The organism is Paenibacillus algorifonticola, from assembly GCF_000971975.1.
Classification (GTDB): domain Bacteria; phylum Bacillota; class Bacilli; order Paenibacillales; family Paenibacillaceae; genus Pristimantibacillus; species Pristimantibacillus algorifonticola.
In genome coordinates this window covers 139,731-151,245 of record NZ_LAQO01000006.1, presented here as the reverse complement: position 1 = coordinate 151,245, position 11,515 = coordinate 139,731, and the positions used below count along the sequence as shown (strand labels likewise).

Below are 11,515 nucleotides of genomic sequence, written 5' to 3'. Positions count from 1 at the left end.
CATTTAGTACAACACCTTTATAAAGTTTATGAAAATAAGCATTCCAATTTCCACTACTTTGAGATGGGAGGATTCATCCTTAGTGCCCCACTCATAAAAAAACCTGTTTGCTCAATTAAACGAGCCTTTTCCCGACATTGACCAGGAGAAGGCTCTTTGATTTTTTGCTATAATCATTGAAGGAAGCGCCTTTCGGCTGCTTCTGCGTTCAATTTCCGCAGTGGGAGTGATAACTGGTCATGATCATCCAATTCATTCGTTTGCGTTAATGAGAGGTACAGAATGATGAGCCAAGCTTTTTTCGCGCAAAAGAGCTAGGTTTATTTATCTGTGCCTTGTTTCATTTACTCAAATCGAATGAATGAGGTGCTTTTTGTGATGCGTAAAAATAGGAAAAAAACCGCGGTGGCGCTAACCTCCCCCGCCTATTCCCACTTGCTCCGCTGCCCGATATGCGCAAGCTCCATGCAGCTACGGGACGGCCGAAGCCTCGTGTGCAGCAGCAAGCATAGCTTCGATCTTTCGAAGCATGGCTATGTTCATTTTCTAAGCCGTCCTATGCGGACAAAATACGAAAAACCGCTGTTCGAAGCGCGGAAAAAGGTGATGGACAGCGGCTTCTTCGCTCCCGTCCTCTCCCATATTGCCGAGCGAATAACCGCCTCCTGGCAGGCTCGGGCTATGCCATTGAGGCTGCTGGATGCCGGATGCGGGGAAGGCTCGCATCTGTCCGTACTTCAGCAGCAGCTCAGCCGTGTTTCAGATGCTGCGGTACTGGCGTCAGGCCTAGATATTTCCAAGGATGCGATAGCGCTTGCCGCGAAAAATAACGGCGAAGCATTCTGGTGCGTCGCAGACTTGGCTCACAGCCCTTTTGCCGACCGCTCCTTTGATTTCATTGTCAATATCCTGTCTCCTTCCAATTATGCCGAGTTCCAGCGGCTGCTTGCCGGTACGGGCAATGTCATTAAGGTTTTTCCCGGACCGGACTATTTAAAGGAGCTGCGCTCCTTGCTATACAGCAGCACAGACAGCAGTCACAGCATGAGTCTTGAGAGGAACGTATATGATAACCTCGCGACTATAGCGCGTTTTAGCGAATATTTTGAAGTGCTGGGCAGTCAGCGGCTGCACTACAGCTTTCTTTTGCAGCAGCCGCTGATCGAACCTTTCATTGCTATGACACCATTGTCCTGGGGAATGAAGGAATCGCTTGTACAGCAAATAAAGCAGAGGCATACGCTCGAAGTGACAGTCGACTTGACGGTCATCATTGGCGGCAGGAAAGCCGCTGTTTACTAGCAGCTTTAGCATTTCATGAATGTTAGTCCATTGAGGGCATGCAGCAGCTTTTCTTTCTATATGAAAGAAAAGTGCGGCATGCCCTTGCGGCATTTAATTAACTGCCGTTAATTGGGCGGAATTAAACCAATGTCCCTTGTACGAAGCAGGCTCTTCAATCGTTACGCCAAGCTGCTCAGCAGCCGTTCGCGGCCAGAAGGGGTCTCTTAGCAGTTCCCGCCCAATCGCGATAAGATCGGCACTCCCCTTTTGCAAAATGTCCTCGGCTTGCTGCCCTGTTGTAATAAGTCCAACCGCTGCTGTAGCAATCCCGCCAGCACCGCTGCGAATCTGGTCAGCCAATGGCACCTGATAGCCTGGAAAAACATCTGGCTTCTCGCTCGTTATGCCACCACTGCTCACATCAATGAGATCGACGCCCTGCTCCCGCATGAGCGAGGCATAATAAATATAAACCAAAGTGTTTTGGCAATATCACTTTCATAATCAATCCATTTTCCTTATATTACTTAATAAAAGAGGAGTGTTCGACATGGATCAAACGGACCAGCACATTCTCACCATCCTCCAGCAGCAAGGGCGAATTTCGATGACCGATTTGGGGAAGCAGGTCGGGCTAACCCAGCCCGCCGTAGCGGAACGAGTCCGCAGGCTGGAGGATAAAGGCATTTTGACAGGCTATCGGGCCGCTGTCTCGCCCGCCGCAATCGGCAAAACGATAAGCGCCTATCTGCTTTTTCATACGAAAAGCTGTGATGATTTTATCGCATTCTGCAGCCGCTCTGCCGATGTGATGGAATGCCACCGGATTAGCGGGCAATACAATTATTTGCTTAAAGTTACGACCGAATCGATGCATTCTCTGGAGGCATTCATTAATGCCAGCAGTAAATATGGCGATTCCTCGACCATGATCGTCATGTCATCGCCAATCGAGCACAATTTGCTCATTCCCCAACTGCTTGAAGCAGGAGGAAAATGAAGAAAAGCAAACAGGCGGAGCCCCATTTGCCGGAGGACACCGCCTGTTTTTCTGCAATATCATTGTTCAAAATCATTCTTCAATATCATATAAAAGCATCGTTTCTCGCCGTACCTTGACTCCGCTTAACGCTGCGGCATATGCTTGCGAATATCTACGCCAAGCCCTTCGGACAGTCTCATCCCAAGCTCCACATTGGCCCGGAAAAAGTTGCAAATGGCGCGCAGCTGAATATCTGCATTCGTCTGTTCCAGATCATTAACCAAATTTTTCACCAAATTGTCCTGCTGCGGACCCGTAAGGGAAAGATAGCGCTCGCCTGCCTGCGTGAAATCATCGGTTTTATCGATTTTCTGGCGGCCGGCAAAGCCGTGAACGGGAACGGTATGATCGGCGTGGCCCTGCTCGGCTTCCTGCGGACTTGAGCTCGAGCTGTTCGGCTCATAATTGACGCTCGAGGAATCAGCTTTCATCGTCATCGCCCCGTCACGCTGGTGATTGCGGGCAGTCGCATACGGGCAGTTGACCGGAATATGCAAATAATTCGCGCCCAAACGGTAACGCTGCGTATCTGGATAAGAGAATAAGCGGCCTTGCAGCAATTTATCCTCCGACGGCTCAATGCCTGGCACCAAGGCGCTAGGCGAGAACGCCGACTGCTCCACCTCGGCAAAATAATTTTCCGGGTTGCGATCCAGCGTCATCGTACCGACTTTATGCAGCGGGTACATATCCTCCGGCCACGTCTTGGTCGGATCAAGCGGATCAAAGGAGTAACGCTCCATATGCTCAGGAGGCAGCAATTGCACATGCAAATCCCATTCTGGGAAATCTCCTTTTTCGATGGCATCGTACAAATCCCTTGTCGCATGATTAAAATCGCGTCCCTGCATCTCCGACGCTTCCTCGGCGGTGAAATTGCGCACCCCCTGCTTCGATTTCCAGTGGTATTTCGCATACGTCATCTTGCCTTCGGCATTAATCCACTTGAACGCATGCACGCCAAAGCCGTCCATTTCACGGTAGGTCGCGGGTGTGCCATCATCGGAAAACAGCCACGTCAGCATATGCGTCGATTCAGGAGACAGCGTCATAAAATCCCAATAGCGGCCGGGCTCCTGCACATTCGTCTGCGGCGACGGTTTCAGGGAATGCACCATATCGGGAAATTTCATCGCATCGCGGATGAAGAACACCGGAAGATGGTTGCCCACAATGTCCATATTGCCCTCTTGCGTATAAAATTTCACCGCAAAGCCGCGCGGATCACGCGCTGTCTCAGGAGAACCCGTTCCATGGATGACGGTCGAAAAACGGACAAATACCGGCGTCTCCACTCCCGCCTGCTGCAAGAAATGTGCTTTCGTATGAGCAGCCATGCCGTTCTCTACGCGGAATACGCCATGCGCGCCAGCGCCTCTGGCATGAACAACCCGCTCAGGAATCCGCTCTCGGTCAAAATGCGCCAGCTTCTCCAGCAGATGATAGTCCTCCAGCAGCGTAGGGCCGCGCTGTCCGGCTGTGCGTGAATTTTGATTATCGGCAACAGGTGCGCCTTGATTAGTCGTCATGTAGTTCGCATTGGAATGATGATTCGTATTCGTCGTATTGGTCATCGTTTTTACCTCCGAGTTGGATTTAGACTTGGTCTAAATATTTACCCTTATTATAGCGAGGCCAAACGATGCCTGTCATGAATATTGGATGAACGTATGATGAAGATCGGATGAACACGCCTTAATACGGCATACCTCACAAGAAGACCGCACTACTATCGCACCTGACAAGTACGCCACATAAAAATACCACTGAGGGCCGTTTGACCCATCAGTGGTATTTTCATTACGACGATGCAGCTTCATCCGCCAGCCGGTAGCCCGCACCGCGCACCGTCACAATATATTTCGGCGCTACTGCGCTGTCTTTCAGCTTCTTGCGGAGCGACTTAATATGCACATCTACTACATTGCTGCCGCCGAGAAACTGGCTCCCCCATACCGAATCGAACATCGTCTCGCGCGAGAGCACGGAGCCGTCGGACGTAATAAACATGAGCAGCAGATCATATTCGGTCTTCGTCAAATCAATGCGCTGCTCGCCGCGGAACACGGCCATTCTTTTCAGATCGACCGTCAGATCCTTATAGTGGTAGCCTGACACGACGACCGGGCTCGACTGCGGCTGCTGCTCCATCATGCGGTTGATTTGGTTAACTGCCTCCTGCGGTGCAGCTGGCCATTCAATCATAGCTGCAGCATCGGGCAGCAGATGGCGGATCACGCCTGCCGGAGCGCCTGCCAGGAACAAAATCGGCACTCCCTTAAGATGCGCCGTATGCTGCAAAGCAGCCTGCAGCGCTTCTACCGCATCCGTATGACCTTGGACATACGGCGTTGCATCATAGATCAGCAGCTCGGGCTGCAAGCTGTGCACAAACGCTTTATTCAAGTCGTGCAGCGTAAATAGATCAAAGCAATCTGCGGCAAGCAATTGCAGCAGGCTATGCACCCGCTGCGGGAACGGACTGACGACCATAACCCGCTTCGTCATGGAGCAGACCGCCCCTTCTGGAATGATGCCTGCGTCGAGCTGCTCCGTAAAATCCGGCTCAAAGCTGTCCTGACGTGGCCGGGCGAGCTTTCTCCCTTTTAAAGCTGTCTGTTTGTCCTGATTCGTTACGACTGGCTCGCGCATGACTCGCAAACCCCCTCTAACACAATATGTGAATGGTGAATAATGAACCTGGTTTCCTCCGCAACTTGACGAGTCCACTCCTGTGGCACCTCAATCATCACTTCTTCAATACGCCCACATTTGCTGCACATGACATGCTGATGCTCTTCCGTACGCCCGTCGTAGCGGCTAACCGCCTCACCGAGCTTGAGCTCGCGGATAACCCCCGCATCGGTTAAATAACGAAGCGAATTATATACCGTCCCGTAAGCAAAGTTGAAGCCTTTGCCCCGCAAACGCTCGATAATATCGGCTGCTGCCGGATGGTCGTGAGATTGCTGGATAACGTCCAAAATCGCCTTGCGCTGGACCGTTAAATTTAGCTTTGCCATAAGGCCTTCATTCCTTCAATTTTTGATTTAGACTAAGTATAATTCTGTTGTCAAAATCGGTCAACCCTACCTCTATACCCTAATGGCCTATTGCCAAAAGCAAGCTGAATCCAAGTACTCACGACTTTATGATCATTTTGCAAAAAATGAGGAATTTAAATATTCTGAATATTTACAAATTTCAAATAATAAGATATGATGAACCTATCCTAAACGAGAGGGGATAGCCCGTTGGAGTAGCGTAAGCGAAGCATGTCTCCCATTTAAGCGGAAAGGAGATTGCAAGGATCATCCGGACATGCGGGAACTCACCATAATGAGCAAGCGAGAATGCTGCACCGTCACCCAGTCAAGTAATACAAGCAATACTTAACTTTGATAGTTTGATTTTCAATGAGAGTTCATTCGGTTGTGGCAAGCGCAATAATGAATGGAAGTTGTACATGGAAATGCGAACTTTGGAATGGAGCGTTTGAATAAATTGAATAGAAGTGAGTCAGAAAGTTAAAGGGATTCCGGTTATCATCGATAAGCGGGATCCCTTTATGCTGTCTAAAGAATCGGTGAGAGCAGCCGGCTGATCGACTCCTTGAAGCGTTCAAACAGCGGACGTTTTGCAAACTCCTCTTTCTGGAGCTGAATGCTATTTTTAATATCTGCCTCAAAAATCCGTTTTAATTGTCCCGCGGTACTCTCCTCATAAATAAAAGCGTTCATCTCAAAATTCAGCTTAAAGCTGCGAATATCAATATTCGCCGTTCCCACCGAAGCGATCTTGCCATCGATGACAATCGTTTTTGCGTGCAGGAAGCCTTTTTCATACAAATAGCATTCAATGCCGCCTGCCAGCAGCTCGCCAATATAAGCGCGTGTCGCCCAATATACAAAGAAATGATCGCGTTTTTTCGGAATCATAACCTGCACCCTCACACCAGATTGGACGGCAATTTTCAGGGCGGTCATTAAGCTTTCATCTGGCACAAAATAAGGGGTTTGCAGGCAAATCGACCGTTTCGCCGAATAAATCATTTTAATATAAGCATCTTTAATTTGCTGCTCCTCGGAATCCGGGCCGCTGGCTACAACCTGCATCCCAATGCCGCCGCCTTCTTTGACCACCGGAAAAAAGCTGCGATTCAGCTCTACCGTACCGGAGGACGCGAGATTCCAATCCATGAGAAACTGCGCCTGCATTTGATGCACGGCATGTCCATTCACCCGCAAATGCGTATCCCGCCACTCACCGAAATGCTTGTCCAAGCCCAAATATTCGTCTCCCACATTAAATCCGCCAATGTAGCCAGTCATGCCGTCGATAATCGCCAGCTTGCGATGATTGCGATAGTTCAGCTTCAAATTTACATAAGGAATGCGCGAGGGAAAAAAGGCCTGCGCCTTGCCGCCCGCTTCCCGCAGCTTGCTGAAAAACGACCGCGGAAGCCCCGAGCTCCCGATGTGATCATAGAGAAACTTCACCTCAACGCCTTGCTGCGCCTTCGCTACCAACGCTCGCATCAGCCTGTTGCCCAGCACATCATTACGCACAATGTAATACACCAGATGAATATGATGCTCTGCGGAGGCAATATCCGCAATAAGCGCGTCGAATTTTTCATTGCCCTCGGTATAGATGCGAATGGCGTTATTTTGCGAGAACAACGCGTAGCTGCTAACCAAATTCATAAAAATCATATCCCGATACTCGTTCGTCTCGGCATCATGAAAGACGGTGTTGCGATCCTGAAGCTGAAGCTTCTGCCGCTCCACGGTATCTTCAATGATGCGCTGGCTGTCTCCAAGCAGCTTGAACAACTTGCGTTTGCGCAACTGCTGGCCGAGAATTAAATATAGAATAAAACCGAATACAGGTATGAAAGATAATACCATGATCCAAGCCCATGTAGAGCTGACGTTGCGTCTCTCCAAGAAGACAAGGGCGAAAGCGAGCAATATATTCAGCAATGTAAAGATGAAATAAAAGTCTTGAAACATAGTCATCGCTAAAGCTCCCCCGATATGCCATTTACAACATGCATATTTTTTTTATAATTAATCAAATCATACTCTATGGGCGGTATATGTTCAAACTTGAAAGTATGCTACAATTTTTCAAAAGAACTGCTGGAGCGGCATGGGAGGAACAACAATGGACTTACGCAAGCTACGATTGGACGAACCTGCGCTGGGAACTTTCAGTGAAGAACGAGACGAGTATGAACGGGATTATGCCCGATTGATTCAATCCCCCTCTTTTCGCAGGCTGCAGGGAAAATCACAGGTGTTCGGCGCCGGTTCCGGCGACTATTATCGCACGCGGCTGACACACTCGCTTGAAGTCTCACAGATCGCCCGTGAGGTCGCGCGGAGACTGGGCAAGCAATATGCCTTTTTAGCTAAAAAAGAGCATCCCGGCCTGATGCTCGATCCCGCCGTCGTCGAAATTGCGGCGCTGGCCCATGATCTCGGGCATCCGCCATTCGGCCATAAAGGCGAAGAGGTGCTCGATCACCTGCTTCAGGAAGAGCATGGCATGACCTATGAAGGCAATGCGCAAAACTTCCGCATCCTCATGTTTCTGGAGAAGCGCGCCGGCAGCGGCAGCGGGCTTGATTTGACCGCAGCCGTGCTGCTCGCTACAAATAAATACCCCTATTCGCTGGATGAGCCTGGCCGGCTTAAAGGGCTGTACAGCTCCGAATGGGCAGATATTGAGCAGCTGCGCCATTCGTGGAAAATGCCCAAGGGCCGTTCCACCCTCGAAGCGCAGCTGATGGATTTATGCGACGATATCGCCTATTCCACCCATGATATCGAGGACGGCATCCGCGCAGGCAAAATCCAGATGAATCGCACGTTTTTTGAAGATCAGCGTCTGATTGACCATCTGGTACAGGAAATTGTCGAGGACCAGGGCAATATGGAGGTTGGCTGGCATCAGGTGGACATTCCCGCGATGGTGAAGAAGGTGCTCGCCGCTTATTTGGAGCAATGGGAAGAGCTGTATGGGCTGTACGATCAGGAAACGTCGCGCACGCGCAGGGAGATGAAGGCGCGCTGGGTCAGCGTTTTTGCCGGAAAGGTCGGCATTATTGACTCCTCTGCCCCAGGCTGGAAGAAGGTTACCTTCGTCAAGGATGGACAGCAGGATCTGGAGCTGCTCCGGACGATGGAAATTCTTAAGAAGCTGGCGTGGGTGACGCTGATTAAAGATTTCCGCGTCCAGCGTCTGCAGAAACGCAGCGAAATTATGATTCGCAGACTTTGGGAGAGCTTCCGTATTCCTGATCATGGACGGCTCATCATTCCGCCAGACTGGATTGCCAACTATGAACAGCACAAGCAGAGCTGGACCTGGCCGCGCTTCGTTGCAGACTATATTTCCGGCATGACCGACGCTTATGCGGAGAAGGTCTACGCCGAGCTTTACGCCAGCAAATCCGGCTCGATCTATGAAATGGACTAGTGGTGAATTTCAAGCGCTGTTCTAGAACTTTTGGGAAAAAGAGGCTGCGCTGCATGAAAAGATTGGCTTCCGATCGCCATTGCCCTTGAATGTCTTTGAATAAGCCACCACAGGTGGACATTCAAGGGCAAAGCATACGCTTACGATGCTGCTTTCCTACGGAAAGCTTTAAACGAACGCTAACGCTTCTCCAGTCCAATCTTTTCATTCCTCTGCGCCTTTTTCACCATGCTTCTAGAAATGTCGTTTTAAATATGCAGCTTAAGTATGTTACTTAAGCAAAAAAAGAGATGAAGCGCATGCTTCATCTCTTACTTTTTTTCCAAAATGAATCGGAAGCCTCTGTGTAATAATAACCCGCACGGTAAGGCTTGAAACGCACTGGGCTGCCTATTTACGCCGGATTAAGCTCAGCGCTGCATGCCAGCTCCGTTATATAGTCGAAGAAACGCTCCGGCTCCACATCGTACACGAGGCTGACCGGACGGCCATCAGCCGCTTCAATAGTGCGCCCTTGGCTGGCGCCATGCGCTATCGCCTTGCTGTGCACCGTCGTCATCGAGACGAGGCTTGAATCGCCCACTGTTGCTGTTGTTAGCACATCCCATAGGTAATACGTCGAATTCGTCTCCATATAAACAAGCGGCGGACAGGCCGCGTAACATTGCCCTACAAAATCCATGCCTTCATGGCGGCGCAGCGAAGCCCAGCGATTGCGAATCGGCACCGTCAGCGGCACTTTATTGGTGCTTTCCAAAGCAACGAGGAAGATCGGAATTTCGCTTGCCCATACCCGCTCTACTGCTTCCGGGTCCCAGAACGCATTCCACTCTGCGGTTCCATCATGCTCCGGCTCCTGTACATTGCCTTTCTCATTGAATGTACCGCCCATCCAGACGAGCTTCTCGATTTTCGCTTCAATATCCAGCGCTTCATCTAACGCACGAGCTAAATCCGTCAGCGGTCCAGTGAACAGCAGCGTTGTTTTCTCATCTGAGGCACGAATCGCTTCAATCATATGAAGATGGGCCGGCAGCTCCGCTTCACGCGTCTTGATCTGCTCCGGCTCGTTTAAGATCGGCAGCGCATCGACGAAAAACGTATGCATCCGCCACTCCGCAGGGAACGGATTGCGCCCCCGAGAATTGGATCTCGCAACCTCGACGCTTGCCGAAGCATCGCCACGTCCGAAACGGTCAATGATTTTGCGGCTGGCTTTCATGCCGGGCTCCAAATAGCCGTCAGCCGGGATGACCGAGACGCCGACCAGCTCCAGCTCTTTCATTTGCAAAACAAGAAATAAAGAAACGAGATCATCTACTCCCGCATCATGATTGTAATAAAGCCTGGCTCCCATCAGCATCCATTCCCTTCACTCGTATAAATTGATCCTTAATTCGTCCATCCTAAAGCTGAGGAGGTGAACTGTCAATGGCAAAGGACGTATTGTGCGACGTCAATTCCTGCAAGTTCTGGGCCGCCGGCAACCACTGTGGAGCTGCTTCGATTTTTGTAGCAAGCAACCGCGGCAAGCGGGCTTCCGAATCTGCGGAAACAGACTGCCGCACGTTCGAGGCAAAAATCTAGTTACCGTTCAGCAACGGATAGTAAAGCGGCAGTATGATCATAAAAAAAGCAGCGTCTGCCCGCCTGAGTTCATTCCCAGACTGGGTAAACGCTGCGCTTCCGCTAGCTATCATTGGCTTACTGGAATGGCGTTGTAATACTCCTCCAGCGTCTCGTCGTTTTCCGTCAGTTCCTTCGCCAGCGCCTTGCCTACATAACGAAGATGCCACGGCTCGTATTTGTAGCCGGTAATTTTATCTTTGCCTTCGGGATAACGGATAATAAAGCCATATTCATAGGCATGCTCGCCGAGCCATACCGCTTCATCCGTACCGCCAAAGCAGCTCTCGGCTGCACATTTGCCGTCGCTTCCAGACACGTCAATCGCAAGCCCTGTCTGATGCTCGCTCGTCCCCGGGATCGCGCTGTACGTTCTGGCTTTCTCCAGTCCGTCTCTCTTCACATAACGGTCGAACAACGCCTTTTGGGTCGCCTGCGAACGGTAAGCCGACACACCCGCTAAATAAATTTTGTCTTTCTTCGCTCCTGCGAAGAGCTCCTCCAAAGCGTCCGCCGCTACTTTGCGCATTTTACGTTTATCGATTTTCTCGCTGAAAATAAAAGCCACATCCGGATATACCAGCTCCGAAGGCTCATAGTCATCCGGGAGCTTGTTTTGCTTATTCACTAGCGCTGTGACGCTCTCCGGCTCGGCTACAACGGCTAAGCCCTCATCCAAATCACCAGACGAGCTCCCGCCGGACGGCTTTGCTGTTGCCTTCGGCGTTGCTGTCGGCTCTGGAGTCGGCTTTACGGTCGGCGATGGTGTAGGGGCAGGCGTTGCTGCTTGCGTTTCTTCTGCTGTTGCTGTTTCTTCTGCTGCCGCGGTTTCCGTCGCTTCCGGCGCCATACTTTCCTCGACTGGCGATAAGGACGGCGAAGCGTCCACCTCGGCAGTCGCTTCCACTGTCGGCGCAACAGCCGCTGCATCACCAGCCGCTGCATCACCAGGCGCTTGAGCCGCCGTTTCATCAAACTTCACAACTACTATAATAGCCATCGCAATTAGGCATAAGGATAACAAAATAACGACCGCTCTTCTGCGTTTTTTCTTCATGATGCACTCCTTAAATAGTT

Annotated in this window: 10 protein-coding genes and 1 pseudogene; 4 read left to right on the top strand and 7 right to left on the bottom strand. The window is 50.6% G+C overall.

All coding sequences use genetic code 11. From position 1 onward, the window contains the following. The first annotated feature begins 378 nt into the window (after window positions 1–378). Window positions 379–1,302, top strand: a complete 924-nt coding sequence (locus WH37_RS14280; RefSeq protein WP_046231266.1) for a putative RNA methyltransferase — start codon at window positions 379–381, stop codon at window positions 1,300–1,302. A gap of 93 nt (window positions 1,303–1,395) precedes the next feature. Here WH37_RS14280 and WH37_RS14275 read toward each other — a convergent pair. Next, window positions 1,396–1,755 (bottom strand): annotated as a pseudogene (locus WH37_RS14275) (oxidoreductase); the annotation flags it as partial. A gap of 79 nt (window positions 1,756–1,834) precedes the next feature. On the opposite strand from WH37_RS14275, the gene WH37_RS14270 reads away from it, so the two are divergent. After that, window positions 1,835–2,284 carry an Lrp/AsnC family transcriptional regulator gene (locus tag WH37_RS14270; protein ID WP_046231264.1) on the top strand — a complete coding sequence of 150 codons (450 nt, stop codon included), beginning with the start codon at window positions 1,835–1,837 and terminating at the stop codon, window positions 2,282–2,284. Window positions 2,285–2,409: 125 nt separating this feature from the next. On the opposite strand, the gene WH37_RS14265 is transcribed toward WH37_RS14270, so the two are convergent. The 4 genes from WH37_RS14265 to cls all read right to left on the bottom strand — a co-directional run bounded on the left by WH37_RS14265 (window position 2,410) and on the right by cls (window position 7,347). Further along, on the bottom strand, window positions 2,410–3,900 hold the full coding sequence (locus WH37_RS14265; protein ID WP_046231263.1) for a catalase: 1,491 nt from the start codon (window positions 3,898–3,900) through the stop codon (window positions 2,410–2,412). A gap of 226 nt (window positions 3,901–4,126) precedes the next feature. After that, a complete protein-coding gene (locus WH37_RS14260) occupies window positions 4,127–4,978 on the bottom strand; it encodes a winged helix-turn-helix transcriptional regulator (protein ID WP_052736980.1) in 852 nt (283 codons plus the stop codon). Continuing rightward, window positions 4,960–5,349: a Fur family transcriptional regulator gene (locus WH37_RS14255; RefSeq protein WP_046231262.1), complete on the bottom strand. Its 390-nt coding sequence runs from the start codon at window positions 5,347–5,349 to the stop codon at window positions 4,960–4,962. The genes WH37_RS14260 and WH37_RS14255 overlap by 19 nt, the downstream gene beginning before the upstream one ends. A 552-nt stretch (window positions 5,350–5,901) precedes the next feature. Beyond that, complete coding sequence (gene cls / locus WH37_RS14250; RefSeq protein WP_046231261.1) at window positions 5,902–7,347, bottom strand: cardiolipin synthase; 1,446 nt, start codon at window positions 7,345–7,347, stop codon at window positions 5,902–5,904. A gap of 148 nt (window positions 7,348–7,495) precedes the next feature. Here cls and WH37_RS14245 point away from each other — a divergent pair, with 148 nt between their 5' ends. Further along, window positions 7,496–8,812 (top strand): deoxyguanosinetriphosphate triphosphohydrolase family protein, encoded by a 1,317-nt coding sequence (locus tag WH37_RS14245; RefSeq protein ID WP_046231260.1) that lies wholly within the window; start codon window positions 7,496–7,498, stop codon window positions 8,810–8,812. Between the two features lie 394 nt (window positions 8,813–9,206). Here WH37_RS14245 and WH37_RS14240 read toward each other — a convergent pair whose 3' ends face one another. Next, window positions 9,207–10,169: a nucleoside hydrolase gene (locus WH37_RS14240; RefSeq protein ID WP_046231397.1), complete on the bottom strand. Its 963-nt coding sequence runs from the start codon at window positions 10,167–10,169 to the stop codon at window positions 9,207–9,209. 74 nt (window positions 10,170–10,243) lie between these two features. On the opposite strand from WH37_RS14240, the gene WH37_RS34665 reads away from it, so the two are divergent. Beyond that, window positions 10,244–10,399, top strand: coding sequence for a DUF1540 domain-containing protein (locus WH37_RS34665; protein WP_074904922.1), 156 nt, complete (start codon window positions 10,244–10,246; stop codon window positions 10,397–10,399). Between the two features lie 109 nt (window positions 10,400–10,508). Here WH37_RS34665 and WH37_RS14235 read toward each other — a convergent pair whose 3' ends face one another. Further along, the gene (locus WH37_RS14235; RefSeq protein ID WP_269431308.1) at window positions 10,509–11,495 is read right to left on the bottom strand and encodes a D-alanyl-D-alanine carboxypeptidase family protein; all 987 of its coding nucleotides are present in this window, start codon (window positions 11,493–11,495) and stop codon (window positions 10,509–10,511) included. Window positions 11,496–11,515 lie beyond the last annotated feature (20 nt).